The sequence below is a fragment of the Amycolatopsis rhabdoformis genome (assembly GCF_035918295.1).
Classification (GTDB): domain Bacteria; phylum Actinomycetota; class Actinomycetes; order Mycobacteriales; family Pseudonocardiaceae; genus Amycolatopsis; species Amycolatopsis rhabdoformis.
On record NZ_CP142149.1, the window covers coordinates 9,691,216 to 9,716,376 of the forward strand.

The 25,161-nt window shown below is 70.6% G+C and carries 25 protein-coding genes; 12 read left to right on the top strand and 13 right to left on the bottom strand.

Features of this window, described 5'->3' with window-relative positions; translation table 11 throughout:
- Positions 1–31: 31 nt before the first annotated feature.
- On the bottom strand, positions 32–2,326 hold the full coding sequence (locus tag VSH64_RS45165; protein WP_326568866.1) for an ATP-binding protein: 2,295 nt from the start codon (positions 2,324–2,326) through the stop codon (positions 32–34).
- Between the two features lie 378 nt (positions 2,327–2,704).
- Here VSH64_RS45165 and VSH64_RS45170 point away from each other — a divergent pair, with 378 nt between their 5' ends.
- Genes VSH64_RS45170 through VSH64_RS45180 form a run of 3 tightly spaced genes read left to right on the top strand, consistent with a single transcriptional unit; the run spans position 2,705 to position 5,000 of the window.
- Complete coding sequence (locus VSH64_RS45170) at positions 2,705–3,853, top strand: alpha/beta hydrolase family protein (RefSeq protein WP_326568867.1); 1,149 nt, start codon at positions 2,705–2,707, stop codon at positions 3,851–3,853.
- A gap of 23 nt (positions 3,854–3,876) precedes the next feature.
- Complete coding sequence (locus tag VSH64_RS45175) at positions 3,877–4,302, top strand: hypothetical protein (RefSeq protein ID WP_326568868.1); 426 nt, start codon at positions 3,877–3,879, stop codon at positions 4,300–4,302.
- A gap of 50 nt (positions 4,303–4,352) precedes the next feature.
- Positions 4,353–5,000, top strand: coding sequence for a hypothetical protein (locus tag VSH64_RS45180; protein WP_326838214.1), 648 nt, complete (start codon positions 4,353–4,355; stop codon positions 4,998–5,000).
- Here the strand turns inward: VSH64_RS45180 and VSH64_RS45185 are convergent.
- Both VSH64_RS45185 and VSH64_RS45190 read right to left on the bottom strand, forming a co-directional pair.
- Complete coding sequence (locus tag VSH64_RS45185) at positions 4,978–5,403, bottom strand: MarR family winged helix-turn-helix transcriptional regulator (protein ID WP_326568869.1); 426 nt, start codon at positions 5,401–5,403, stop codon at positions 4,978–4,980. The genes VSH64_RS45180 and VSH64_RS45185 overlap by 23 nt on opposite strands.
- Before the next feature lie 53 nt (positions 5,404–5,456).
- Positions 5,457–6,434: an aldo/keto reductase gene (locus tag VSH64_RS45190; protein ID WP_326568870.1), complete on the bottom strand. Its 978-nt coding sequence runs from the start codon at positions 6,432–6,434 to the stop codon at positions 5,457–5,459.
- A gap of 159 nt (positions 6,435–6,593) precedes the next feature.
- Between VSH64_RS45190 and VSH64_RS45195 the strand changes: the two genes are divergently transcribed.
- Positions 6,594–7,484, top strand: a complete 891-nt coding sequence (locus tag VSH64_RS45195) for an MBL fold metallo-hydrolase (RefSeq protein WP_326568871.1) — start codon at positions 6,594–6,596, stop codon at positions 7,482–7,484.
- 111 nt (positions 7,485–7,595) lie between these two features.
- Here VSH64_RS45195 and VSH64_RS45200 read toward each other — a convergent pair whose 3' ends face one another.
- Positions 7,596–8,117 carry a hypothetical protein gene (locus tag VSH64_RS45200; RefSeq protein WP_326568872.1) on the bottom strand — a complete coding sequence of 174 codons (522 nt, stop codon included), beginning with the start codon at positions 8,115–8,117 and terminating at the stop codon, positions 7,596–7,598.
- Positions 8,118–8,302: 185 nt separating this feature from the next.
- Here VSH64_RS45200 and VSH64_RS45205 point away from each other — a divergent pair, with 185 nt between their 5' ends.
- Positions 8,303–9,223 (top strand): helix-turn-helix transcriptional regulator, encoded by a 921-nt coding sequence (locus VSH64_RS45205; protein ID WP_326568873.1) that lies wholly within the window; start codon positions 8,303–8,305, stop codon positions 9,221–9,223.
- Positions 9,224–9,297: 74 nt separating this feature from the next.
- On the opposite strand, the gene VSH64_RS45210 is transcribed toward VSH64_RS45205, so the two are convergent.
- The 9 genes from VSH64_RS45210 to VSH64_RS45250 all read right to left on the bottom strand — a co-directional run bounded on the left by VSH64_RS45210 (position 9,298) and on the right by VSH64_RS45250 (position 18,178).
- Positions 9,298–10,434, bottom strand: coding sequence for an FAD-dependent monooxygenase (locus VSH64_RS45210; protein WP_326568874.1), 1,137 nt, complete (start codon positions 10,432–10,434; stop codon positions 9,298–9,300).
- Entirely contained in the window at positions 10,431–11,213 is a 783-nt protein-coding gene (locus tag VSH64_RS45215; RefSeq protein WP_326568875.1) for a patatin-like phospholipase family protein, read from the bottom strand. The genes VSH64_RS45210 and VSH64_RS45215 overlap by 4 nt, the downstream gene beginning before the upstream one ends.
- Entirely contained in the window at positions 11,210–12,289 is a 1,080-nt protein-coding gene (locus VSH64_RS45220; RefSeq protein ID WP_326568876.1) for a maleylacetate reductase, read from the bottom strand. Before VSH64_RS45220 ends, VSH64_RS45215 begins: the two co-directional genes overlap by 4 nt.
- A 432-nt stretch (positions 12,290–12,721) precedes the next feature.
- Positions 12,722–13,267 (bottom strand): VOC family protein, encoded by a 546-nt coding sequence (locus tag VSH64_RS45225; protein ID WP_326568877.1) that lies wholly within the window; start codon positions 13,265–13,267, stop codon positions 12,722–12,724.
- Positions 13,268–13,511: 244 nt separating this feature from the next.
- Positions 13,512–14,399, bottom strand: coding sequence for a formyltetrahydrofolate deformylase (purU, locus tag VSH64_RS45230; protein WP_326568878.1), 888 nt, complete (start codon positions 14,397–14,399; stop codon positions 13,512–13,514).
- Between the two features lies 1 nt (position 14,400).
- Positions 14,401–15,309, bottom strand: a complete 909-nt coding sequence (locus VSH64_RS45235; RefSeq protein WP_326568879.1) for a bifunctional 5,10-methylenetetrahydrofolate dehydrogenase/5,10-methenyltetrahydrofolate cyclohydrolase — start codon at positions 15,307–15,309, stop codon at positions 14,401–14,403.
- Entirely contained in the window at positions 15,306–15,932 is a 627-nt protein-coding gene (locus VSH64_RS45240) for a cyclodeaminase/cyclohydrolase family protein (RefSeq protein ID WP_326568880.1), read from the bottom strand. The genes VSH64_RS45235 and VSH64_RS45240 overlap by 4 nt, the downstream gene beginning before the upstream one ends.
- Before the next feature lie 13 nt (positions 15,933–15,945).
- Positions 15,946–17,283, bottom strand: a complete 1,338-nt coding sequence (locus tag VSH64_RS45245) for an aminomethyl transferase family protein (protein WP_326568881.1) — start codon at positions 17,281–17,283, stop codon at positions 15,946–15,948.
- Positions 17,284–17,326: 43 nt separating this feature from the next.
- The gene (locus tag VSH64_RS45250; RefSeq protein WP_326568882.1) at positions 17,327–18,178 is read right to left on the bottom strand and encodes a methylenetetrahydrofolate reductase; all 852 of its coding nucleotides are present in this window, start codon (positions 18,176–18,178) and stop codon (positions 17,327–17,329) included.
- Positions 18,179–18,249: 71 nt separating this feature from the next.
- On the opposite strand from VSH64_RS45250, the gene VSH64_RS45255 reads away from it, so the two are divergent.
- The 7 genes from VSH64_RS45255 to VSH64_RS45285 all read left to right on the top strand — a co-directional run bounded on the left by VSH64_RS45255 (position 18,250) and on the right by VSH64_RS45285 (position 25,113).
- Positions 18,250–18,387 (top strand): hypothetical protein, encoded by a 138-nt coding sequence (locus tag VSH64_RS45255; RefSeq protein WP_326568883.1) that lies wholly within the window; start codon positions 18,250–18,252, stop codon positions 18,385–18,387.
- A gap of 143 nt (positions 18,388–18,530) precedes the next feature.
- Entirely contained in the window at positions 18,531–19,127 is a 597-nt protein-coding gene (locus VSH64_RS45260; RefSeq protein ID WP_326568884.1) for a MarR family winged helix-turn-helix transcriptional regulator, read from the top strand.
- A gap of 391 nt (positions 19,128–19,518) precedes the next feature.
- Positions 19,519–20,526 (top strand): dihydropteroate synthase, encoded by a 1,008-nt coding sequence (gene folP / locus VSH64_RS45265; protein ID WP_326568885.1) that lies wholly within the window; start codon positions 19,519–19,521, stop codon positions 20,524–20,526.
- Positions 20,523–21,686 (top strand): aminodeoxychorismate synthase component I, encoded by a 1,164-nt coding sequence (pabB, locus tag VSH64_RS45270; RefSeq protein WP_326568886.1) that lies wholly within the window; start codon positions 20,523–20,525, stop codon positions 21,684–21,686. The genes folP and pabB overlap by 4 nt, the downstream gene beginning before the upstream one ends.
- A 126-nt stretch (positions 21,687–21,812) precedes the next feature.
- Positions 21,813–23,267, top strand: a complete 1,455-nt coding sequence (locus VSH64_RS45275) for an amidase (RefSeq protein ID WP_326568887.1) — start codon at positions 21,813–21,815, stop codon at positions 23,265–23,267.
- On the top strand, positions 23,264–23,473 hold the full coding sequence (locus tag VSH64_RS45280) for a hypothetical protein (RefSeq protein ID WP_326568888.1): 210 nt from the start codon (positions 23,264–23,266) through the stop codon (positions 23,471–23,473). Before VSH64_RS45275 ends, VSH64_RS45280 begins: the two co-directional genes overlap by 4 nt.
- A gap of 17 nt (positions 23,474–23,490) precedes the next feature.
- Positions 23,491–25,113, top strand: a complete 1,623-nt coding sequence (locus tag VSH64_RS45285; RefSeq protein WP_326568889.1) for a sigma-54-dependent Fis family transcriptional regulator — start codon at positions 23,491–23,493, stop codon at positions 25,111–25,113.
- Positions 25,114–25,161: the final 48 nt, after the last annotated feature.

Genomic DNA, 25,161 nt, shown 5'->3' on the forward strand with positions numbered 1-25,161 from the left:
AGGTGAGCTCAACGGGCGTGGCGTTGGGCCGTCAGAGTGACTGGCCGGCGTGCCAGGAGGCGATCTGGCTGCGCGAGACGAATCCCAGGCGCGTCATGATGTTCTCGATGTGGCTCTCCACGGTGCGCGCGGAGATCACCAGATCCGCCGCGATCTGCCGGCTCGTGAGGCCTTTGGAGATCAACGCGGCGATCTCCTGCTGGCGGCTGGTGAGCGCGGGCGGTATGTCGGTGGAACCGGTCTCGTCGGCTTCCGCCAGCGCGTAGGCGATGATCGCCGCCGGCGTGCGTTTCGTTCCGGCGTGCAGCGCGGTCGACAGCGCGCGCGGTGGCATGGCCTGTTCGAGCCGGGCGTGGCAGGCCGAGTGGTAGCCGGTGAGTTTCGGCCCGAACGCCGCCAGTTCCGTTCCCGTGCGCCGCCAGAGGCTGCGCGACGCGCCGAGGAGCTGCGCCGCTCGCTCGCACTGGCCGGTCGAACCCGCGATCCAGGCGAGGAGCTCGGTCATCAAAGCGGTGCCCAGGGACGGATCGAAGGCGCGGTGTTCCCGAAGCGCGTCGAGTGCCGTCGCTTGCGCCGCGGTGAAATCACCGCGCAGCCAGTGGTCCAGGCCCTGGCTCCACTTCAAGTAGGCGCGAGCCCAGCGTTCGTCCTGCTCCTCGCACACGGCGAGCGCCGACGTGCTCACGGCCGTCGAGTCCGCGCTGCGGCCACCGAGCGACAGCGTGACGGCGTACTCGAAGCTCGCCATCAGCCACTCGGGCGTCTCGCCGACGTCGGCCAGCTCCCGCAAGGCGACGCCGAAGTGCTTCTCCGCCTCGGAAAGATCACCGCGAAGCTGCGCGGCGAGCCCGCGCAGGCCGAGGCAGTGGGCGGCCGCGTCGGCGAGGTTCAGCCGCGCGGCCGCTGCTTCGCATTCTTCGAGACGCTGTGCTGCGGCCTGGTGGTCGCCCTGCAGGAGGCACACGCGGGCCGCGACCCACAGCGCCTTCGCCCGAGCCGGAGTCGGCTGCCGGCCGCTTTCGGGCGCGTCGAGTGCTTCGTCGGCCCATCGGCGGCCTTCGGCGAGGTAACCGTCGGCGTACCAGCGGTACCGCAGTCCGCCGAGCAGCTGGAGCTGGTACTCACCGCCCGGCGCCGCGGTTTCGAAGGCGGTGCGGAGGTTCTCCCGCTCGACGCGCATCCACTGCGCCGAGGTGGCCTGGCCGGGCCCGCACCAGGAGCGTTCCAGGTCCTTGACCGCGGTGAGGAAGTACTGGCGGTGGCGCGTCCGGAAGGTCGCCTCGTGGCCGGTCCGCGTGAGCACCTCGGCGCCGTACGCGCGGATGGTCTCCAGCATCCGGAAGCGCATCGAGGACTCCTGGTCCTCGACGTCGAGGATGGACTGGTTCACCAGGGAGCTCAGGAGATCCACCGTTCCACCGCCCGCGCCGCACACGCCCTCGACGGCCGTGAGGTCGAAGCTGCCGGCGAACACGGACAGGCGAGCCCACAGGTCGCGCTCGGGTTCGGTGCAGAGGTCGAAGCTCCAGTCCACAAGGGACCGCAGCGTCTGTTGGCGCGGTGCGGCCGAACGGCTGCCCATGGTGAGCAGGGCGAACCGGTCGGTGAGGCGCTCGAGGATCTGGTCGAGCGAGAGGATGCGCATGCGCGCGACGGCCAGCTCGATGGCCAGCGGGATTCCTTCCAGCTGGATGCACAGGCGCGCGGCCGCGGCGGCGTTGTGCTCGTCGAGGACGAAGCCGGGGGAGGCGGCGGCCGCGCGTTCCTGCAGCAGCCGCAGCGATTCGAACTGTGCCAGCGATTCCGCGCTCACGGGTTGGCTGTCGTCGGGCACGGTCAGCGGCGGCACCGGGTACAGGAACTCTTCCGTGACGGTCAGCGACGTGCGGGTGGTCACGAGGATCCGCGTCGAGGGCGCGTACCGCAGGACTTCGCTCACCAGCTCGGCGGCGCCGGTGAGGACGTGTTCGCAGTTGTCGAGGATGAGCAGGATCTCGCGGTCGCGCAGGTACTCGACGAGCTTCGCCGTGGCGTCGCGGTTCGACTGGTCCGCGATGCCCAGCGCGTGGACGGCCGCGGTCGCCACGTCTCCGCCCTCGGACACCGAGGCCAGCTCGACGAAGTACACGCCGTTGTCGAAGAGGTGGTTCATCTCGTCGGCGACGTGCAGCGCGAGCCGCGTCTTGCCGACGCCGCCGGGCCCGATCAGGCTCACCAGCCGTCCGTCCGCCAGCCGGTCGCGGATCTCCTTGCGCTGCCGGCGCCGGCCGATGAAGCTGGTGGCGGTGAACGGGACGTTCCCGCTGCGCGCCCTCGCCTTGGACAAGACACCTCCTTGTGTCTGCCGGTCGATCACGCTGCGGTGCCTGGTCGGCGGCCTTGCCCATGATGCGGGGGGACCGGTGGGGGGTCAACCTGTTCCCGCTGTCAACGGGGGTCGCCACCCGGTGCCGTTCGGGTTTTCCGGAGGGCTGATCCGGCGGCCGGCCCGGTGGTTCGCGCGGTGGTGGCGCAGGAGGCTTGCGGTGTCCTGGTGTCGCAGGTGAAGGAACCTCGTATGCGCTGCTCTCGTCTTGTCGCCGTCTCGCTGGTGGGGGTCGTGGCCTCCGGTTTTGTCGGTTCGGTCGCGGTGCCGGCGGCCGCTGCTTCTTTGGGCGCTGATTCTTTCGGCGCTGTGTCGTTGGGCGCGGTGTCTTCTGGTGCCGTGTCTTCAGGCGCTGTCTCCGTGTCTTCGCCCGCGGCGACCTTGACGCTGCCCGCGCCACGCGGCCGTTACGCCACGGGGGAGTCGGCGTTCCGGCTCGTGGACAACCACCGGCCGGATCCCTGGGTTCCCGACCGGCCCTACCGGGAGTTGATGGTGAGCGTGTTCTACCCGGCGATCGGCGGCGGGCCGGTCACGCACCAGTTCCCGCCCGCGGTGGCCGCGGCCGTCGGTGCGTCCGTGGAGAGCAGCGACGACCTGCCCGCCGGCCTCGTGAACTGGGCCGCGACCAGGACCCACTCGGTGAAGGACGCCCCGACGGCTCCCGGCCGCTTCCCGGTCGTCCTCTACTCACCGGGCGCCGGCGACGCGCGCGATTGGAACGTTTCGCTCGTCGAAGACCTCGCCTCCCGCGGCTACGTGGTGGTCACCATCGACCACACCGGCGACGGCCCGGCGGTCCAATTCCCCGACGGCCACGTGGTCGGCAACGGTCCACTTCTCGCGGCCTGGGCCCAGGCCTTCCAGGACGGCACCACGTTCGCCTTCTTCACCAAGCTCATGTCCGCGCGCACGGCCGACACGTCGCTCGTGCTCGACCGGTTGCCGACCCTGCCGTCGCGCCTGACCCGCGCCATGGACCTGCACCGCATCGGCATGTTCGGCCACTCCGCCGGCGGCTTCACCACGGCCGACATGATGGCCGCCGACCCCCGCATCCAGGCCGGCATCAACCTGGACGGCACCCTCGAGTACACCGCCCAGCCCGACGGCACCCACCTCAGTGACGTCGCCCTCCACGGCCTGGACCGCCCGTTCCTGCTGGTCGGCAGCAGCTCGGCCGACGGCAGCGACATCCACCGGGAGCCTTCGTGGGCGTCGTTCTGGCAGCACCAGCGCGGCTGGAAGGCCGACGTGACGCTCGTGGACTCGGCGCACGCGTCTTTCACGGACGCCGAGGCGCTGCTGCCGCAGCTGGCTCTTCCGGCGTCAACGCTGGCGGCCGCCGTGGGGACGGTGCCGTCGGCTCGTGCCGTGGCGGCGAACCGGGCGGTGGTCGGGTCGTTCTTCGACCGCTTCCTGAAGGGGCGTAACGATCACCTGCTGGACGGGGCAGGACCGGGGTATCCGATCTCGGTCGAGCACTAGCCTGCGAAAGGTGCTGGCGGAAGGTGCGTGATCGGATGTCGTTCACCGACGAGGAGCTCGCCGAGATCGGGGAGAACAAACCGAGCGCGACTCGTCCCGACGCGCTCGGCTGGGCGCGGGCCTGGGTTCTCCACGTCGAGAAGATCGACCAGGGCCGCGCGCTGCCGCAGAGCGATCGCTCGGTCTGGACCGAGCACGACTTCGCCGCCGCGCTCTTCATCCGCGACTTCGTCGAAGCCGCGCTCGGCCGGCTGAGGCCGGCGTTGGCGGACAAGGTGCGTGAGTGCTTCACGGCGGCCGACGACCTGTTCCGGTCCTTCACCGTCGCCGACTCGGGTGACCGCATCGCGACGATCGCCGGAGTCGACCTCGAAGGGCGCGGATGGTGGTGGTTTCGCGTGCCCGCGAGTGGCCCGATCGCGCGGGACCTGGCTACCTACTCGCCATAAACGAGAAGCGCCGCCGGGCGGCCGTGCGCGACACTCACCTCGTGCTCACCATGCAGCCCGTCCTGGAGGTCCGCCCTCTCGCCGGCTTCGCACTCTGGCCGGTGGCCCCCGCCGAGCCGTTCGGCTACCTGGCGCTCGGCAGCGACCTCACGCCGCTCGAAGTAGGGGCGGCGGTGATGTCCCTCGCCGGCGTCAACGACCTCGACCTTGACCCCGAGCACGACGATCGCCCGCCTCGCCCCGCCGACGCACTGGGAGCGTTCCTCCACGGCCTGCTCACCGTCGACAGCCTCTACGCGCCCGGCGGCCTGCGCGTCACCGACACCACCACGGGTGTGGTCTTCCAGCCGGGCTGCTGCACCGGCCTGGAGGACCGGCGCGACTGGCACCTGGTCTTCGAGCCCGGCAGCGAGACCTTCTTCGGTCACGACCCGTGGCCGCGCGCCGAACGCGACGGCGAAACCGTCCGGCTCACCCTCGACGCGGAGCAAACCGACAGCCCGCTGATCGACGTCCCGGCAGCGGACCTCGTGAAACTCCTCGCCGACGCCGAGCGCGACCTTCTCGGCTTCCTCGTGTTGGCCGCCGAGTGGGCCGCCCGGCAGCTGCCGCACTACGCGACCGCGGTCACCGCGGCCCTGGGCCGCGCCCTCGATGTTCCCGGAGCCGAGCGCGTCAGCGGACCAGCGCGCGGCTGAGGAGGTCCTTCAGCACGCTCTTGTCCTCAAGGGACAACGGCGTGAGGGGAGACCCCTCGGCGAGCAGCTCGAGCAGGCGGGCCCGGAGTTCGGTGCCCTCGGGGGTGAGCACGAGCTGCTTCGCGCGGCGGTCGTCGGGGTGGGGGTGGCGTTCGAGGTAACCCTGTTCTTCGAGGCGGTCGGCGACGAAGGTGATGTTGGACGGCTCGCAGCTCATCCGCTCGGCGAGCTCGCGCAGGGTCAGCGGGCCGGTCAGCTCGCGCAGCGCGGTGCCCTGGGACGCGGTGAGGCCGAGGGTGGCCGCGCGCACCCGGAGGTGGGCTTCGATCTGGCTGGCCAGCCCGTTGACCAATCCGCAGAGCACACGGTCGGCTTGGGCTCGGGTTTCGCGCTTGGTGGCCACGTCACCAGCATACAACTCGGATGATGTCAACTTGAACTGTCTGCGCGCAGGACTCACCGCTCCAGCAGGCGCAGGCTCGCTTCGTCGTGCGTTTCGCCGACGGCGAGCGGCAGGTTGTCGAGCTTGCGGAGCTGGTCCGCGGTCAGTTCGAGGGCGTCGGCGGCGGTGTTCTCCTCCACGCGCGCCACGCGTTTGGTGCCGGGGATGGGGGCGATGTCGTCGCCCCGGCTCAGCAGCCAGGCCAGCGCGACCTGGGCCGGGGTGGCGTTCGCTTCGGCGGCGATGGCTTGGACCTCGTCGGCGATGCGGAGGTTGCGCTGGAAGTTCTCGCCCATGAAGCGGGGGTTGTTCTTGCGCAGGTCGGTGTCGTCGAAGTCACTGGTGGAGCGGATCTGCCCGGTGAGGAAGCCGCGGCCCAGGGGCGAGTAGGGCACGAAGCCGATGTTCAGCTCACGCAGCAGGGGCAGCACCTGGTCCTCCGCGTGCCGCGTCCACAGCGAGTACTCCGACTGCACGGCGGCGACGGGGTGCACGGCGTGGGCGCGCCGGATCGTCTCCAACCCGGCCTCGGACAGGCCGATGTGCCGGATCTTGCCCTCGGCGACCAGCTCGGCGAGCGTGCCGACGGTGTCTTCGATGGGCGTGTCCGGGTCGACCCGGTGCTGGAAGTAGAGGTCGAGGTAGTCGGTGCCCAGCCGCTTGAGCGAGCCCTCGACGGAGGCGCGGATGTTGGCCGGGGTGCTGTCGAGGCCTTTCGCCTCGCCGCGCACGTGCGAGATCATGCCGAACTTGGTCGCAATCACGGCCTGGTCCCGGCGGCCCTTGAGCGCTTGGCCGAGCAGCTCCTCGTTCACGTACGGGCCGTACACCTCGGCGGTGTCGAGCAACGTCACACCCAGGTCCAGCGCCCGGTGGATGGCGCGGATCGACTCGGCGTCGTCCGTGCCGGCTCCCGTGTAGGCGTAGGACATCGACACCAGGCCGAGGCCGATCCGGGCGACGTCGAGGTCGCCCAGCTTGAGGTGCTTCATCGTGGTTCTCCGATTCCGGTGCCGGGCCGAGCTTTCTCGTGCCCTACGGTCACTTCGAGACTTTACTACAACTCATATGATTGCAACTAGCACTATTCTAGTTGTAGCTTAACTACGAGCCGCCGTCCGGCGGTTCCTCTCCGAGCACGAGGCAGGACCATGGCCACGACCGATTTCGACCGCACCCGGCTCACGCGCGTATCGCCCGCTCGATCGCTGCGCCTGGGCGATCTGACGATCACGCACGTCCCGGACGGACTGGCCCGGCTCCGGCCCCGCGGCTGGCTGGCCGGCACCACCGAAGCCGACTGGGCGGCCAACGCCGACCACGTCGACGAAGACGGTTTCCTCGCCGCGGGCATCGGCGCCCTCCTGGTCGAACGCGGCGACCGCGCGCTGCTCATCGACACCGGGTTCGGCCCCGAGTCCTTTCCGGACGATCCCGCCAACCCGCTGCTGGGCATCATCCGCGGCGGCGACCTGGTGAACAGCCTGCGCGCACTGGGCCGCGAGCCGCACCAGATCGAGGCCGTCGCCCTCACCCACCTGCACGGCGACCACCTCGGCTGGTCCTGGGGCACCGAACCCGGCTCCGACACGCCGCCGTTCGCCCACGCCCCCCACTTCGTCGCCGCATCCGAATGGGCCCGGCGCGACCTGGCCGTCGCGAGCGGCGTTCCCGAGGAACGCCTCGCCGCCTTCGCCCCCCTCGTCCACCCGACCGACGACGGCACCGAAATCTTCCCCGGCGTCCGCCTCTCCCTCTCTTCCGGCCACACCGCCGGCCACGCCACCTACACCATCACCGCGGGCCCCCACCGCCTCCTCGCCTTCGGCGACGCCATGCACGCCCCCATCCAGGTCACCCACCCCGACTGGGCCTGCGGCATCGACCACGACCGGGTGGAGTCGGAAAAGAGCCGGCGTCTGCTGATCGAGGAACTCAGCCGTCCCGACACGATTGGCTACGGGGCGCACTTTGCGGATGTGGTGTTCGGTCGGGCGGAGCGGTTGGCGGATGGTCGGTTCACTTGGGTTCCGGTCGTGTGAGCTTCGACCCGTTGCCGCCGGTGAACCCGGTCATCGACGACCGGTCATCGGGTTCCGGCGGCACGCGCTCGCTCAGAAGGCTATGCCACCAAACGCTTTCTTCGCTGGTGCTCAGCGCCGTTTCAGCGGATGGCGGCAGTCCTCGCTGAACAAGGCGACCACGATCTCGTCCCGCAGCGTGGTGGGGTCGGTATAGCCCGGCTGTCCAAGAGGGACGGTGCAGAACGTCGCGTTGCCCGTGAATTGGTCCGGTTCCAGCATGATCGGTGAAACGGAGACGTAGGCGGCCATGCGGACGTTCGGCAGATCTTTGCTCTGCCGAACCAGAGCGGCCCAAGCGAACGAGATGCCTCGGCGGAGCAAGCGGGAGACTCGCGGTTCGCCCTCTTCGGTCAGGTGGAGATCGGGGATGCCGCGCCCGTTGACCGCTACCTCGTAGTCCATGACGGAAAGGAACCGGCGCCGGTCGCCGAAGTAGGATTTGTAGCGCGCCTTGAGCAGGTGCGCGCCGTCGACGGTGATCCAACCGCGCCTGATCGTTGAGCGAGCGCCCGCGCCCAGGTCCTTGCGACTGACCGTGTCGAGAAGATCCGCACCGGCGATGCGGGCGGCTTCCGGGCTCATCCATGCCACTGGAGTCTCCTGCACAGCCGAACGAACATCACCTTCGCCGGATGGTAGTCCGCCGCGGGAGTGATGTCGTGCGGGTTTGGTGATGCCCCTGATCAGTCGCACCTTCGGCGCTTCGGTCGTTTTCGGTCGATCGACTTCGATACCATGGAGGACGGGGCACAGAGCGGGAACATTGAGGGCAGGCGATGGTCAAAAACGGACACCCGGAGATCGCGACGCTGCCCTACCGCGCCGATGTCGGAGTGCCGCCCGGGGTGGAGGTGTTCGACTTCCGGCGCCTTGTGGCCAGAGCCGCCGGGCATGGCGTTGACCCGTATCACGTGAGGCGGCCCGAGTTCCACAAGCTGATCGCGGTGCGGGCGGGGAGTCTGCGGTGCTCGGTCGACTTCACCGACTACGAGCTCGGCCCCGGGGGCTGGCTGTGGATCCGCCCCGGGCAAGTGCACCGGTACGACTCCGAACTCCGCGGTGTCCGAGGCCGGCTCGTGTTGTTCGTGCCGGGTTTTCTCGGTGGCGCCACGGCGGAGATCGCCGGGGTCGACCGGGCCGGCCGGCGGCTGACGCCGGTGTCGGCGGATGTCGGCACTGACACGCTCTGGCGTGTGCTGGAGCTGCTGGAACACGAGTACGCCGGGTGGCGTGACCGGCCGTCCGACGCGCAGCTGGAAGTGCTCCGCAATCTGCTCGCGGTTCTCGTGGTGCGGCTCGCCGAGCGGGGGAGTGAGGACAGGCCGGCCGAGCGTGTCAGCGAGACGTTCACGCGCTTCCAGGCGGCCGTCGAGCAAGGCTTCGGTCGCACCCATCGAGTCGAGGATTTCGCCGGGCAGCTCGGTTACAGCGTGCGCACCCTCACCAGGGCGACCCAGACCGCGGTGGGCTTCGGCGCGAAACGGTTCATCGACGAGCGGGTTCTCCTCGAAGCGAAGCGCCTCCTCGTGCACACGGACAAGCCGGTCGCGGCGGTGGCCCGACAGTTGGGCTTCCCCGGGGCGGGAGTGTTCACGAAGTTCTTCAGGCAACGCACCGAGCAGACGCCGATGGAGTTCCGTGTTCACAGCGGCAGCGCGGACTTCGGCTCCTCCTCCGGGACACCGGCGTCACCGTAGCCCAGAGGACGACAACGGAACATCACCGCGACCGGCCCCGGAAACTTCCGGTCGCGGCGACGTCGAACCGCCGATCAGGCGAGAATCGGCACCCGCCAAGCGTCGTAGCCGTACACGTCCTCGCTGCTCAGCCCCGAGCTCGTCCCGCGCAGGAAGTCGTTGGCACGAGACCCGCCCTGCACGGCGCTCGTGCGAGGACTGCGCACTTCGGCGTAGCGGCGTAGCGCGGGCTCGACTTCCTCTGCGGACACGCCGTCCAGGCATCGGCCGAGCACCACCGCGTCCTCGATCGCCATGCCCGCGCCCTGGGCCATGAACGGCAGCATCGGGTGGCAGGCGTCGCCGAGGAGCGCGAGGCGGCCCTCACCCCACGTCCGCAGGGGCTCGCGGTCGTAGAGGGCGGAGCGCATCAGCGAGGCCGCGGCTCCGGCTACGCGCCGGGCGGGTTCGGCGAACCCGGACAGGGCTTCGAGGAGGTCGCCGACCTTGCCCTCGGCCGCCCAGGACTCCTCGGTCCACGTCTCCTCCGGCACCGGCGCCACGAAGTTCAGCTCGCGGCCGCTGGACACCCAGTAGTGCACGAGGTGCCGATCACCGCCCCACCACTTCGCCGAAACCAGCGGGGTGTCGGCCACGCGGTCGCCCGGCACGATCCCCCGGTAGGCGACCAGACCGGAGAAGACCGCCGCCATGGGCCCGAAGAGGGCCGCCCGGACCGTGGAGTGGATGCCGTCGGCACCGATCACCACGTCCGCGGCGGCACTGCTGCCGTCGCCGAACCGGACCTCCAGGTGATCGCCGGTCTGGTCGAAGCCCACTGCCCGGTGTCCCAGGTGGACATTCCCGACGGCGTCGAGCAACACGTCGTGCAGGTCGCCGCGGTGCACGTGCAGGTAGGGCGCGCCGAACTTGTCCTCGACCTCGTCACCCAGCGGCAGCCGGAGCGACATCTCGCCGTCCCCGGCGTCGAAGCTGCACCAGGACTCGGGGCGGCAGGCGATCGACGAGACCTTGTCCAGCAGGCCGAGCCCGCGCAGCGCCGCGGTCGCGTTGGGCGCCAGTTGCAGACCGGCCCCCACCCTGGCGAACGCGGAGACTTGCTCGTGCACCTCGACCTGCGCGCCGATCCGGCGGAGCGCGACGGCGGCCGCCAGCCCTCCGATGCCGGCACCCACCACCACGACGCGCAACGGAGCGTCCCTTCGGATCATGCGAACCTCCCGATCAGCGAGGAATGAGCAAACTCGGTCAGGGCGAGCTCGGCCTGCCGCCGACCGGCCTGCACCGCGGGCTCGGTGAGATCGGCTCGGAGAAGGCCGGCGAGGCCCTGCTCGAACGCGCCGTCCAGATCGCCGCGTGCCGGGGTGATGACCCGGACCGAGCAGCCCAGTCCGCGCAGGACTTCGACTTCCCGGGTGAGGGCGGCGGTGAAAATCGGGGCGAGAACAAGAACTTCCGCCTCGTCGTTGTCGATCCGGGTGGCCGCGACGTCGGCGTTCGTCATCGAGCGAACGCCGCCGTCGACGTAAAGCCGGCCAGCGATCTTCACCGGTGGGGCCACGCCGGGGGCCGCGGTCGAGGCGGCGACTGCGGCCCCGAGAGGCACGCCGTCGTCCGCCGACCAGACGCCGATGCGCTTGTCCGGCAACGCGACGGCGGTGACGCGCAGCATCTTCGGCCAGTCGCCGGGCGGCAGCCAACGCGACCACAGTTCACCGGCGACGTCCGCGTCCAGGTGGTCGGCGGCCGGTTCGTGGCCGCGGGCGTGCCAGGCGGCGCGGTCCGCGATCGCGGACGTCGCGTCGTCGAGGCTCGCTCCGGCGCCGAGCCAAGCACCGATGACCGCGCCGGCGGAAGTGCCGACGATCTGGGGCACCTCGGCGAGCGAAAGGCCGCCGGCGACCAGGCCGGACACCGCTCCGCTGAGCCAAGCCCCGCCCACCGGCCCACCCGCACCGAGAACCAGCGTGTGCACAGCCAATCCGGTCATCTGGGGGCCTCACCATTCATCGCGCGGCGCAAAACAGCCTCGAGTGCGGGGGTGTCGACGGGGACGGGGTTCGGTGTGCCGGCCACTTCTTCGGCCACCTCGCGCAAGGTCCGGCTGCTCGCACCGAGACTCGCCAGGTCCGTGGGCAGGCCGGATCCGCGAGCGAGCTCCCACAGCCCGACTGCCGGATCAGGCCCGAGGAACGGGTGCAGGCGCGGCGCCCAGTCGGCCCCCGCCGGCGCGTTGAGCGCGACGATGTGTGGGAGCACGACAGCGTGGGTGTCGGCGTGCGAGAGGCCCAGCCGGCCGCCCAGCTCGTGGCAGATCTTGTGCTGCAGGCCGGTTCCCGTTCGGCCGAGCGCCGTCCCGGCGAGGAAAGCCGCGTACTGCAACCCGGAACGGGCCGCGACGTTCGAAGGATCGCCCATCAGCACCGGCAGGCTCTCGGTCGCCGAACGCACCGCATCGACGGCGAGCGCGGAGGTGAGTGGGTCGCGCCGCGGCGACCAGAGCGCGGCGAAGCAGTGCGCCATGGCGTTGAACGCGCTGGGGCCCGTCACTTCCGGCGGCAGGCCGAAGGTCAGTTCCGGGTCGTAGACCACGACGGCGGGCCGGACGCGCTCGTCGGTGCCGGTGCGTTTGCGGTGCGCCCCGGTCATGCCGTAGACGGGGGTGAGCTCGGAGCCGGCGTACGTGGTGGGCACCGCGAGGATGGGCAGTCCGGTGTCCAGCGCGATCGCCTTGGCCAGGCCGGTGGCCGAGCCGCCACCGAGGCTGATGAGCCCGTCCACGTCGTTCGCCGCCGCGGCCTCGACCGCGCGCTCGGCCAGCTCGATCGGTACGTGCTGGGCGATTTCGTGCCAGCGCAAGGAAATCCGGTGGCCCAGGGCTTCGAGCAGGACTGCCGCACCGGGGGCGCGCGAGTCCGCGATCACCATGATCCGGTGCAGCCCCAACCGGTCGGCTTCGGCGGGCACCTCGGTGATCCGGCCGGGGCCGAACACCACGCGCACCGGCCGCGCCTCGTAGTCGAAGGGCTCGACGCGCAGCGGCGGCGCAGGAGACTTCGTTGTCATCGCAGTACTTCTTTCGGCAGCGTCGCCATCGAGACGGGATCGATCCGACGAGATCGGTGAAGCCCGGGTGGCGCGGGCGGCGAGTGCGTCCACGTCACCCGGGGGTCCGAGCCGGCAGGAAAACCACGGGCTTCGGCGAACCGTCTCGACAGGACGTCGCCGGAAAGGCCTCGATGGCGATATCGATCAGCGCGGCAGGGGCCGGCGCTTGTGCGCGAACTCGGAATTGTTTTTCACGAGAGCCTGGCCGGGGAATCAGTCGTGATTCTCGCGGCTGACGGCAATTAGAGGAAGCGCTTTCACTCGACGCAGTCCCGGACAGATTCCAGGAATGATCAGTTTTGCGGAGAGCGCGCCCGCGATGGTGATTTCACTTCGGCTGGGAAGGCGTCAGCCGACTGGTCGACGCCGGTGTCTCGACGAGACTGACGGTCAGCGGGGGCCTTCGCCGCCGTGTCCGTCGGGGCTGTAGTGCAGCTGGTGGGCCCGGTATTTGTCGGCGCCGATGGCGGCGAGGGCGGCGGGGACGGGTTCGGGGTCTTGCAGGAAGGGTTCTTCCACGTCGCAGGCGTGCTGCCAGGTCGCGAACTCCAGGGCGATCTTGTTGACCGGGTCCTCGAAGTAGATCGAGTGGCAGAACCCGTGATCGAGCTCGCTCTTGATCTTCACCCCGTTGTCTTCCAGGTGCCGCTTGGCTTTCTGCAGCTCCCCTTCCGAGGGCACCGTGATCGCCAAGTGGTTGCCCGCGCCCAGCAACGCGTTGTCCGCCGGCACCTCCACGTCCTTGAACTCGAAGAACGCGATCGTGTCCTGCTCACTGATCCGGAAGAAGTAATGCCGGCTCCCACCCAGGTTCCCCGGCACCGCACCCGGGAACGGATCCGGGTTCGGCAACGACAACGTCACCACCACCGGAAACCCCAACACCCCGTGATAAAACTTGACCGTCTCCTCCATGTCATTCGTGACGAAAGCCATGTGATGACACCCAGACGTCCGAACACCCACAACAAACCTCCTGATCATCGCCTTCGATGAAGTAGGCGGAACTTCCTTGATGACACTTACGTTAATGCGATCTTCTTTCCGAGTCAACAAGAATGACGAACTTCTTGTCGTCGTTCTGGCCGGTAGCGGGGCCCCGCATTCATGATCTTTTGCGGAAAGGCTGTCGAGCGGATCGCCGAAGCGTGACGAAACGTCGACGGACCGCCCTGCCCGGTTACGAAAAGACGACAGTCTTGTGCCCGTCGAGCAGCACCCGGTTCTGCGTGTGCCACAGCACCGCCCGCGACAGCGCCAGGCATTCGGTGTCCCGGCCCAGCTTGGTCACGGCGGTGGCGTCCATCGCGTGGTCGACGCGGGCCACGGCCTGCTCGATGATCGGGCCCTCGTCGAGGTCCGAGGTGACGTAGTGCGCCGTGGCGCCGATGAACTTCACGCCGCGCTCGTAGGCCTGGACGTAGGGTCGGGCGCCTTTGAAGCTCGGCAGCATCGAGTGGTGGATGTTGATCGCCCGGCCCTCGAGCGCCTTGCACAGCTCGGGGGAGAGGATCTGCATGTAGCGCGCGAGCACGACGAGGTCGATGTCGAGGTCGTCGACCAGTTGCAGCAGCTTCTGCTCGGCCTCGGGTTTCGTGTCCTTGGTGACCGGCACGTGGTGGAACGGGATGCGGTAGTGGTCGGCCATCCCGGCCAGGTCCGGGTGGTTCGACACGATGGCGGGGATCTCCACGTCCAGTGCGCCGGAGTTCGCGCGGAACAGCAAGTCGTTGAGGCAGTGGCCGTACTTGCTCACCATGATCAGGACCCGCGGTCGCTCACTGGTGGCGTGCATCCGCCAGGTCAGCGAGAAATCGGCGGCGGTCGCCTCGAACGCGGAGCGCATCGTCGGCAGATCGAGCGCGCCGCCGGCGACCGGGGCGAACTCCACTCGCATGAAGAAGCGGTTCACGTCCCGGTCGGTGAACTGCTGGCTCTCGACGATGCTGCAGTCGTGCTCCACCAGGAAGCGCGACACCGCGTACACGATGCCGGCGCGATCGGGACAGGACAGGGTCAACGCGAAGTGGTCGAGCCGCTCGGGAGCCGGCGCGGCGGGTGCGCTCATGTCAGGAAACCTTTCGGGCGTGGTGGGTGGCGGCGTGGACGGTGTTGCGGATGAGCCAGACGTCGGTCACGGGCCCGACTCCTCCCGGGACCGGCGCGATCGCCCTGGCGCGGCCGCGGGCTTCGTCGAACTCGACGTCGCCGACCATCCGGACCTGTCCGGTGCCGGGGTCCTCGCGGGGGTTGATGCCGACGTCGATCACGACCGCCCCGGGTCGCACGTGCTCGGCACGGATCAGCCCGGCCACGCCCGCGGCGACCACGAGCACGTCCGCCTGCCGGGTGTGCCACCCGAGGCGGCCCTCGCGGCTGGCCCACTCGTCGACCGACATCATGGCGGCCTCGCGGTCGTAGGCCAGTGAGATCGCGGGCTTGCCGACGTTGTTCGAGCGGCCCACCACCACGATCAGCGAACGGTGGTAGAAGGCGGCCCGGTCCTCGCCGACCTCGTCCAGCCAGGAATCGAGCAGGTGGAACACCGACGCCGCGGTGGACGGCACGAACCGGGGCGTGCCGAGGGCCAGCAGCCCGGCGTTCTCGGGGTGCACCGACTCGATGTCCTTCTGCGGGTCGAGCGCACGGAACACGTCGACCTCGGAGATCTGCGGGGGCAGCGGCCGCAGCACCAGGACTCCGCTCACGGCGGGGTCGCGGTTGAGCCGGTCGATCGTGGCCAGCAGCTCGTCCTGGGTCGTGGTGCCCGGCAGCAGCACCTGCTCGTAGGCGACCCCGAGTTCCTCGGCGATGCGGCCGATCCGGCGGACGTAGGCGACCGAGCCGTAGTCGTCGCCGACGAGGACGGTGGCGAGCCCGCACGCGATCCCGGCGTCGGCCAGGGCGGCGACCTCGGCCGTCACCTCGGCTTTGAGGGCGTGAGCGATCTTGCGTCCGTTGATGAGCTGAGCGGTCATGAGGGCACGCTCCGGGGAGGGGTGGGTTCCGGTCTGGTGGGTTCGAGGAGGCCGGCGGCGGCGGTCCTGGCGGAGGCGGCCAGCGCCGCGGCCCGCACCACGCGCGGGTCGTCGGTGCGGGCGCGGAGGTTCTCCTCCACCAGCGCCGCCGCGGAGGTCGCGACGGCACCGCCGAGCTGGGCAGCGGTCACAGCGTCGGAGCGGAGCCGCGGATTGCCGGCCCCGGCGAGGAGCTCACCGAGGCCGGCCACCTCCTCGGCGACCTCGGTGAGGGCGAGGGGGACGTCGGCCGCGGCGTCGAGCGCGGCTCTGATGGCCGCCTTGCGCGCGGCGGGATCGGGCTGTTTCGGCAGCGCGGCCGCGTCGAGATAGCGCCGATAGACGCGGGCGTCTTCGTCGGCGAGCCGCTGCGCGGTACCGCGCAACTCGTCCGCTCGGGCGGCCAGCGTCACCGGATCGAACCGATCCGTGGCCGTGGAGTAGCGCGCGACCATCGCGACGAGGCCCGCGGCCAGCGCGGCCGTGAGTCCTGCGACGGCGCCGCCGCCCGGCGTCGCGGCGTCCGAAGCCACCGCCTCGGCGATCGTGTCGAAGGTCTTGCCGGCTAGCTCGGTGTCGGTCACCGCGTGGCCTCCCTCAGTCGGCGAGCGAGGTCGTGCTGACCGTCGCGCGGATCTCGATTTGGCGGTGGGCCTCGGCGATCGGCTTCGCGGTGTTGTCGGGTTCACCCCACACGACGGTGACTTCACGACCGTCCCGCGCTTCCGCCTCGTCGAGCATGGCCAGCGAGGACCAGCTGCCGACGTTGGTGGTGTAGCCGCTGTAGGTCGACAGCCCGACCCGCCGCCCGCCCACGTGCACGACGTCGAACGGGCAGGTCGAGTACACCGACGACGGCACACCCAGGCGCTTGGTCCGGTCCGCGCCGCCGAAGTAGCTGCGGGCGATGGCCGTGGTCACGTCGTCGTCGTTCCAGCGCAGCCAGACCTTGTGCCGGTGCGGCTGGTCGGCGAGCTTCTCGAGGGCCTCGCGGCCGGTGAAGTCGTGGTCGAACTTGACGTGCCGGCCGTACCCGAGCTCCCACGGCGTTTGGTAGTAGTCGTCGATGGAGTCCGCGACGTAGCTGCCGCCGAGCGAGACCATGCCCTCCCAGCTCGCCCCCGGCAGATATTCGCGGTACGCACGCAGGGCGTCGCCGGAGTAGATCGCCGGTGTGGGGGACGGAATCCAGCCGCTTTCGGTCGGGGTGGTCGCGTAGGAGAGCGCGCCCCCTTCGCGAAGCCCGAACTCCTCGCCCGCGGTGAGCAGCGCTTCCTTGACCTGCGCGGAGAACTCCGACGGGCCGGTGATCTCCAGGCCGGTGTGCCGCGACATCGTGTGGTTGAGCGCCCGCACCCGCACTCCCGCGATCTCGAAGTGCCCGATGTTGAAGAACTTCACCTTCGGCAGTTCTTTCCCGTACGCCTTCGCCATCACGTCCAGCGCGTTCGGCCCCTGCAGCTGGTAGCGGAAGGTCAGCCGCCGCCCGTTCCGCTCGAGGCTGCGCACGTCGCGGGTCACCTCGATGTCGAAGTCCCCGGTCTCGGCCCGGAACGCCGCGTAGTTCGGCGCCGAGGGACGCCCCACCAGGCTGAACTCCTCCTCGCCCAGCCCGAACAGGATGCCGTCGCCGATCACGAAACCGTGGGGACTGACCGTGACGAGCTGCTTGGCCTTGTCGGGGCCGAAGGTGGCGAAGCTGTTGACCGCGATCGAGGCGAAGAACTCCTTCAGCCGTGATCCGCGGAAGTACACGTCGGTCATGTGGAAAGACTGGTCGAACAGGACCGCGGTGTTCTTCCACGCGTTCTGCTCGTCTCCCCAGTTGGAGAACTCGTTCGGGATCGGGAACTCGTAGTGCCCGGCGGGGGAGTTGCGCATCATCGTGACCGGGTCTCCGATGCGCTGGATCTTCTGCTCGAGGTTCTCCGGCATGGTGGGTCCTTTCGAAGGCGACGTTGCCTGGCGCGGATGCCGCTCAGGCGTGGAGATCGGTCACGTGCTGCTGCCACTGCGCGGTGGCGCCGACCTGGTTGAACGAGAACATGTGCAGGCGCTCCACGTTCATCTCCGGTTCGGTCAGCGCGGTACCGAGCTCGGCCAGCATCTGCTCGGGGCGGTAGGCCTTGCCGCGCAACAGGTTTCCGACGAGGCCGTGTTGCTTCGCCAGGTAGCGCAGCGACGAGCCGACGCCGATCTTGAGCGAGAGCTCCGCGAGCTTGCGGGTCTGCATGGATGCGGCCAGCCCGATGTGCAGCGGAAGCGTGATCCCGGCTTCGCGGGTGGCTCGCAGCCAGCGCGTGAGCGTCTTCGGGTCGAAGCAGAGCTGGCTGACCATGTAGTGCGCCATCGACTGCTTGGTGCGCAAGGCCTCGGCCAGCACGTCGTCGGGGATCGCGGGGTGACCCTCGGGGTAGCAGGCGACGCCGATGGAGGTCAGCCCGTGGTCGAAGCCGGCGAGCGAATCCAGCAGTTCCGCCGAGGAGGTGAAGATCCCGGCGGGCTCGGCCGCGTCGCCGGCGATCACGTAGAGGCCGGTCACCGCGGCCGCTTCGAGCCGGCGGACGAACTCCTTGAGCTCGGTCTCGTCGGCGACCTGGCGCGCGGCGAGGTGGGGAACCACGGTGAACCCCTGCGCCGCCGCGTACTCGGTGGCCGCCAGCGTGCGTTCCAGACCGAACTTGGGCGAGCAGGTGATGGTGACGGTGGTGCTCTTCGGGACTTCGGCGAACTTCGCCTCGTAGCCCTTGATCGGGATGATCTCGATCTTGGCGTCCCGGACGAGGGACCGGATCTCGGCAGTGACGCCGACTGTTTCACGCGGGCTCATCGACCCCTCCGTGTCTTCGAGTGGTCGGCGGCCTCTCGTCGTGCTCGAGCCGCACGTGGGCAGGCCCGGTCGTGGGCGAGAGCGCCGTCGCTCCGGCCACTGTCTCACGAAAAAGTTTTTACGACAACTACTTCTCGGACGGCGCCGATGCCGGCGAGCAGGCCGGTGGCGTCGTCCAGGCGAAGGTATTTTCGGCCAGAAATCAGTGATCAACGGCTGTCTCGCTGAGGTTGTGCGGGGGCGAGGCGGTCTGTGGTGGAGCTTGACGCGCCGCTCAAGTACCTCTAAAAAAAGTTTTTTCAACAACTAATTTTCGGTGGTCTTGGAGCCGTCTGGCGCTACACTGGGTGGCATGGCAGGGACGGGCAGGACGCCGGTGGAGCGCGGAACGGGACGGGACCTCGTCGACGGGATGACAACCGCGTGGCGCCGGGAGATGCCGGAAGTCGACTTGGCGATCGTGGAGCTGACCCGGCGGGCCGCCCGCCTCGGCGTGATCCTGCAGGACCGGCTCGCCGCCTGTCTGGAGCCCTGGAGTCTCACCAGGGCCGACTTCAACGTGCTCAACGTGCTGCGCGGCGCGGGCAGTCCCTACGAGCTGCGGCCGTCCGACATGCACGAACGCCTGATGCTCACCGCCGGCGGGGTGAGCAACGTGCTGGGTCGGCTGCTGCGAGCCGAGCTGGTGGAGCGTCGCCGGGACGAGAGCGACGGCCGCGGCTTGTGGGTGCGGCTCACGCCCCGCGGCGTCGAAACTGCCGAGGCCACGATGCGGGCTTGGGCGGCCGAGCAGGAAGTGCTCTACCGGGACGTCACCGAGTCGCAGGCCCGAGTGGCGTCGGCGGCGCTGCGCGAGGTGCTGCTGGCGATCGGAGACTACGAGCCGGGTCCGCCGCAGTCCCGGTCCCCGACCACCGAAAAGTCGACGGGCGACACCGGCACGGCCTGACGCGGCCCGATCGATCCGAAGCCGGCGGCGCGCACCGTTCGCCGCGCACCAACCGAAAACCCCGGCCGGGTCGAACCGGTCAAGCGGAGCACGCGGCGACGGTCGCCGACCTCGTCGTGCCCGAAATCGCCCGACTTCGGCGGCGCGCGACGTCGATCGCCCGTGTGGCTGGGGGATCGACCTTCCCCGTTCCTCATGTGCGTCGCCGTACCGCCTCGACCGCGGTGCCGCTGCCAAGAGAAGAGGTGTTTTGACGTGCCCCAGAACGATCTGCGGGAACCTCTGTCCTCACTGGACGGATCCGGTCGGCGGAATCAGGCGGTCGGACCGATCCGTGCGGAAGCCGAGATCGCGGCCGATCCGGTGCGGGCGACGCGGGAGGTGATCACCGATGACTGATCGGCGAGTGCGGAGCTCGGACCGTGCGGCGAATCCCGTCCGGTACTCAGTGGACGGACGAGCCGGCGCCGGCCCGGTCGACGACCATCCGGCCGGCGGACTCGACCGGGCCGGCCCCGCTCGGTCGCGGGTCGCCGGTCTCCCGTGCCACGGCGGCCGGCTCGTGCTCGGCATCCTCAACGTAACGCCGGACTCCTTCTCCGACGGCGGGTTGCACCTCGATCCCGCGATCGCCGTGGAGCACGGCTGGGAGCTGGCCGCGAGCGGGGCCGACGTCGTGGACGTCGGCGGCGAGTCGACCCGCCCCGGCGCCGCGCGGGTTTCGGCGGAGACCGAGCTCTCCCGAGTGCGGCCCGTGGTGCGCGGGCTGGTCGCGGCCGGGATCCCGGTCAGCATCGACACCACCCGGGCCGAGGTGGCGCGCGAGGCGCTCGACCTCGGCGCGGTCATGATCAACGACGTGAGCGGCGGTCTCGCCGATCCGGCGATGGCGGGAGTGGCCGCGGCCGGCTCGGCAGCGTACGTCGCCATGCACTGGCGCGGCCCGAGCGGCACGATGCGCCGATCGGCGGTGTACGTGGACGTCGTCGCCACCGTGGTCGACGAGCTGGCCCGCAGGGTCGAGGCGTTGCTGGCTGGCGGTGTCGATCCCGCGCGGCTGATCCTGGACCCGGGTCTCGGGTTCGCGAAGACCGCCGCACACGACTGGGCCTTGCTGAACGGTCTGGACCGCGTGGTCGGCCTCGGCTACCCCGTGCTCGTGGGTGCTTCGCGCAAATCCTTCCTGGCCGCCGGCCGGTCGGACGGTGCTCCGGCGGAACGCGACACCGCCACCGCGGTGGTGTCCGCGCTCGCCGCACAGGCCGGCGTGCACGCGTTGCGCGTGCACGATCCCCGGTCCACCCGCGAGGCGCTCGCGGTCGTCGATGCCTGGGCGGCAGCCCGATCCGGCGCCGCTCGGATGGCTGAGGTGGCGCCGCCGGCGCTGTCCGCGCGGTGAGCGAGCCGGAATCGCCCGTGGTCCGCTTCGACGATTTCCGTGCCGGCTCGGCGAATCCGAGTTTCGCGTTGCGCGATCCCGTCGCGGTGCTGAGTGCGGAGAGCCCCGCGGAGGTCGCCGCCGTTCTGGTCGCGGCCGAGGAGGCAGCCCGCCGTGGCCACTGGGTGGCCGGGTTCGTGGGCTACGAAGCGGCGGCGGGTCTGGATCCCTTGCTACCGGTCGCCGGTCGGCCCGCCGACGATCCGCTCGCGCGGCTGCCACTGGCGTGGTTCGGGGTGTTCGCTCGACGCGAGCAGGTCGCGCTGCCGAGCCGACCCGACGCCGGGGTGGAGGGGAGCTGGGCGCTCGATCGCGGAGAGGAGGCCTACGTCGGCGAAGTCGAAGCGATCCGGCACGGGATCGCGCAGGGCTCCTTCTACCAAGTCAATCTCACCGCGCGGCTGCGTGGCCGGGAGCCGGAGCCGTCCGCGCGCTACGCCCTGCTGGCTCACCGCCAGCGCACGGAGTTCAGCGCTTTCCTGCGCACCGGCGACCACGATGTCCTTTCCGTCTCGCCCGAGCTCTTCTTCGCCCTCGACGGCCGGCTGATCACGACGCGGCCGATGAAGGGCACGGCCCGGCGCGGCCGGACCCCGGAAGAAGATCGGTTGCTGCGGGCCCGACTCCTGGCTTCCGCCAAGGAACGCGCGGAGAACGTGATGATCGTCGACTTGCTGCGCAACGATCTTTCCCGCGTCGCGGCCACCGGTTCCGTGCGAGTGAGCGAGCTGCTGGTGGCCGAGGCCTACCCCACGACCTGGCAGCTGACGTCGACGGTGCGGGCGACGGTCCGGCCGGAGGTCGGGCTCCTGGACCTCTTCCGCGCCCTGTTCCCGTCCGGCTCGGTCACGGGCGCGCCCAAGATCGCCGCGATGCGCGCCGTCGCCGAGATCGAGGGACGCCCTCGCGGCGTCTACTGCGGGGCGATCGGATTCCTGCGCCCGGGAACCGAACCGTCGATGCGCTTTTCGGTCGGCATCCGCACGCTCACCGTCGATCGATGTTCGGGTTACGCGGAGTACGGAACCGGTGGCGGGATCACCTGGTCGTCCGAGGCGCGGGCCGAGTGGGACGAGCTGTGGGCCAAAACCGAGGTGCTCCGGGACATAACAGCTTATTGACCGAGCAACCTTCCGCCGTTACGTTTGAGGCACCCGCGCACGGCCGGAGCGGTCTCGGAAGGCCCTGGCCGGCGCCGAAGTGGCCGGCGCTGACGCGGACCGGACCAAAGTGGACAGAGGTCGGGCATGGTGAACACCTGGTTGTCGGATCCACCGGCGGACGGCTCCATCGCGTTGCCGCGCGACATCTCCGCCGCGGCGACGGCTCTGCGAGCAGGCGCCGTGACGAGCCGCGAGCTGACCCGGACCGCGCTCGCCGCGGCGGACGCGGTGGACGGTGAGCTCGGCAGCTATCTCTGCCGGCTCGACGAATTCGCCCTGGCCGCCGCCGACCGGGCCGACGCCGAGCTCGCCGCCGGGCGCGACCGCGGCCCGCTGCACGGCATTCCCTTGGCGGTCAAGGACACCATCTCCACCGCGGCCGCGCCCACCACCGCTCAGTCCACTGTGCTCGATCCCGCTTGGGGCGCCGGGCGGGACGCGCCGGTCGTCGCCCGCCTGCTGGCCGCGGGCGCGGTCCTCACCGGCAAGACCACCACCATGGAGTTCGCCTGCGGGATGCCCGAATCCGGTGGCCCGTTCCCGGTGCCGCGCAACCCGTGGGACCTCGGTGCCTGGCCCGGCGGCTCGAGCTCCGGCTCAGCGGCCGGCGTGGCGGCCGGGTTGTTCCTCGCCGCACTCGGTTCGGACACGATCGGCAGCGTGCGGATCCCGGCCGCGATGTGCGGGGTCACCGGGTTGATGCCGACGTTCGGCCGGGTGCCGAAGTCCGGGTGCGTGCCGCTGGCGTTCAGCGTGGACCGGGTCGGGCCGGTCGCGCGGTCGGCCGCGGACTGCGCGCTGGTCCTCGAAGCGATCGCGGGACAGGCGCCGGAGGATCCGGACAGTGTGGACGCGCCGTTCGCCGCGCTCGACGTGGGCGACTTGGCCGGGTTGCGGGTCGGCGTCGTCCGGCGCGAAGCGCTGCCGGAAGGCGCGGACCCTTCGGTGGCCCCGGCGTTCGACGCCGCGGTGGCGGAACTGTCGCGGCTCGGGCTGGACTGCGTGGAGGTGGAGCTGCCGCGGTACGCGGAGATGACCGCCGCGGACATCGTCACCGTGCTGTGCGAGGCGCTGGCGTACCACCGCCCGGATCTCGGCGGCCGCTGGCCGCAGTACACCCGCGGAACCCGCGGGCTGCTGCTGCGCGCGGCGATGCTCAGCGGGGCGGACTACGTCCAGGCGCAGCGCGTGCGCCGCGCCGGGCAGCTCGACCTCGAGCGGCTGTTCACCCGGGTCGACGTGGTCGTGATGCCGACCCTGTCGATCACCGCGCCGGCGCTGGAGGGCTTCCTCACCGGCGAGCGGGACGTGTTCGAACTCTTCGGCCACTTCCACACCGTGTACTGGAACGCTGCGGGCGGGCCGGCCCTGGCACTGCCGATGGGTGTCTCGGCCGGGGGTTTGCCGCTGTCGGTGCAACTGGCCGGCCGCCCGTTCTCGGACGAGACGCTGCTGCGGATCGGTGCCGCGTTCCAGGATCGGACCGAACACCACCTGCGCCGCCCCGCGCTCGCGGCTGAGGAAAGGACACGACCGTGACCGAAGCAGCCGTAACCGGGCTCGAGGAACAACGCGTGCGGGGCTTGCTGGCGGCGGCCGGGATGCCCGCGTCGGAAGCGGAAGTCGCGGCCTGTGTGGCCAGTGTGCCGGTGGTGCGCGGAATGGCCGCGCTCCTGCACGCCGCCGAGGGACTGCGCTACCTCGATCCCGCGCTGCGGTTCCGGGCCGAGCCCGGCGGGCGCTGAACGGGGGCGAGGACGTGGTGGACAGGGAACGGATCGGGCCGCTGCGACCCGAGATCGCCCGGTCGTGGCAGCGGCTCGAGGCCGTCGGTCTTTCACCGGCAGCGCTGGTCGACCCCGTACCCGCGGACCTCGATCCCGGTGGGGCCCTGCGGCGGGCCGCCACCCCGGTTCTCGACGACGCCGCCGACAAGCTGCGCGACACCGCCTTCGCCCTCGTCCTCGCCGACCACCGCGGACGGTTGACCGATCTGCGCTTCGGCGTTCCGTCGCTGGAGGGACGGATGGAACGCCTCGGTGCGATCCCGGGCGCGACCTTCAGCGAGGACACCACCGGCACCAATTCGATCGCCACCACCCTCGAGGAGGGCCGGCCGGTCGCGGTCGCCGGTGCGGAGCACTACCTGGAGTCCTTTCGCGACTTCGCCTGTTACGGCGCCCCGCTGCGCAGCCCGACCACGGGCCGCATCGTCGGCGTGCTCGACCTGACCTGCTCGGTGCGCGACGCCGGTGCTCTGTTGCGCCCCTACGTCGATCGCCTCGCCCGTGACATCGACGAGCGGCTCCGGGACGACGCGAACGGCCCCAATCACCGGCTGTTGCGCGCCTTCGAAGCGACGAGCCGTCGCTCGGCCGGGCCGGTGGTCGCCTTCGGCGAAGAGGTCACGCTGGCCAACCGCGCCGCCGCCGACCTGCTGCGGCCGGCCGACCAGGCGGCCCTGCGGGCACTGTCCGAGGATCTGGCCGGCCGCACGGAGCAGCGCACAGTGGAACTGGTCACCGGCGGCTCGATCGTCGTCCGGATGGACAAGCTCGACGGCGGCGTGCTGCTGGCTGTGCAACCGAAAGAGCGGCCCGTCCCGATTCCCCGGGGGCGCCGGCCGGTGCCCGCCGACTCCGCGGACTGGCACCGATCGCTGCGGGCGGAACTGGATCGGCACCGCGACTCGTCCGTGCTGGTCACCGGAGAGGCCGGCACGGGACGCAGCGCGGTGGCCGCCTCGCTCGCGGAGGACGGTGGGGCGGCGGTCATCGACGGAGCCGAAACGTCGTCGGCCGAACTCGACGCCGCGTTCGCGGACGGTCCCCGCACGGTGGTGCTGGAGCACGCGGATCACCTGCCCCTTCGGCTGGTTCCGCGGCTGGCCCGCTTGCGTGGCACCACCCGGCTGGTCCTGACCTCGGGGCCGGCCGTGGACCCCGACCGGGCTTCGTTGTGGGCGCTGTGCCCGGTGCGGCTCACCTTGACCCCGCTGCGGGCCGAGCGCCACCGCATCCCGGCCCTGGCGGAGGCCCGGTTGCGGGAGGCCACCGCCGGGCGCGCGCGGTTCACCCTCGGCGCGCTGCGGGTGCTCGCCGCGGCGGATTGGCCCGGCAACCTCGCCGAGCTGGCCGGGGTGGTCGACTACGTGGCCGCCCGCCGCGGGAGCGGGGACGTGACGGAAGCCGACCTGCCCCCGGGCCGCCGCCGTCCGGACGCCGGGCCGGTCGGGGGCACGCTCTGGCAGGCCGAGCGCGACGCGATCATCCGCGCACTGCGGGATTGCGAGGGCAACAAGGTGCACGCCGCCGAGCGGCTGGGCATCAGCCGCACCGCGCTGTACCGCCGGTTGCGTGTGCTGCGCATCGAGACCGCTCGCTGAATCCTCCCGCGCTGTGCGCGACACGCACAGTTGCGTTCGGCCCCGTCG

What these genes read in the sequence shown, in the direction of transcription:
- VSH64_RS45235 (WP_326568879.1), bottom strand. Translation starts at nt 15,309, where the DNA reads ATGACCGCTCAGCTCATCAACGGACGCAAGATCGCTCACGCCCTCAAA.
- VSH64_RS45225 (WP_326568877.1), bottom strand. Translation starts at nt 13,267, where the DNA reads ATGGCTTTCGTCACGAATGACATGGAGGAGACGGTCAAGTTTTATCAC.
- VSH64_RS45245 (WP_326568881.1), bottom strand. Translation starts at nt 17,283, where the DNA reads ATGCCGGAGAACCTCGAGCAGAAGATCCAGCGCATCGGAGACCCGGTC.
- VSH64_RS45275 (WP_326568887.1), top strand. Translation starts at nt 21,813, where the DNA reads ATGGTGAACACCTGGTTGTCGGATCCACCGGCGGACGGCTCCATCGCG.
- VSH64_RS45260 (WP_326568884.1), top strand. Translation starts at nt 18,531, where the DNA reads ATGGCAGGGACGGGCAGGACGCCGGTGGAGCGCGGAACGGGACGGGAC.
- VSH64_RS45215 (WP_326568875.1), bottom strand. Translation starts at nt 11,213, where the DNA reads ATGACCGGATTGGCTGTGCACACGCTGGTTCTCGGTGCGGGTGGGCCG.
- VSH64_RS45250 (WP_326568882.1), bottom strand. Translation starts at nt 18,178, where the DNA reads ATGAGCCCGCGTGAAACAGTCGGCGTCACTGCCGAGATCCGGTCCCTC.
- VSH64_RS45195 (WP_326568871.1), top strand. Translation starts at nt 6,594, where the DNA reads ATGGCCACGACCGATTTCGACCGCACCCGGCTCACGCGCGTATCGCCC.
- VSH64_RS45210 (WP_326568874.1), bottom strand. Translation starts at nt 10,434, where the DNA reads ATGATCCGAAGGGACGCTCCGTTGCGCGTCGTGGTGGTGGGTGCCGGC.
- VSH64_RS45190 (WP_326568870.1), bottom strand. Translation starts at nt 6,434, where the DNA reads ATGAAGCACCTCAAGCTGGGCGACCTCGACGTCGCCCGGATCGGCCTC.
- VSH64_RS45220 (WP_326568876.1), bottom strand. Translation starts at nt 12,289, where the DNA reads ATGACAACGAAGTCTCCTGCGCCGCCGCTGCGCGTCGAGCCCTTCGAC.
- VSH64_RS45180 (WP_326838214.1), top strand. Translation starts at nt 4,353, where the DNA reads ATGCAGCCCGTCCTGGAGGTCCGCCCTCTCGCCGGCTTCGCACTCTGG.
- folP (WP_326568885.1), top strand. Translation starts at nt 19,519, where the DNA reads ATGACTGATCGGCGAGTGCGGAGCTCGGACCGTGCGGCGAATCCCGTC.
- VSH64_RS45205 (WP_326568873.1), top strand. Translation starts at nt 8,303, where the DNA reads ATGGTCAAAAACGGACACCCGGAGATCGCGACGCTGCCCTACCGCGCC.
- purU (WP_326568878.1), bottom strand. Translation starts at nt 14,399, where the DNA reads ATGAGCGCACCCGCCGCGCCGGCTCCCGAGCGGCTCGACCACTTCGCG.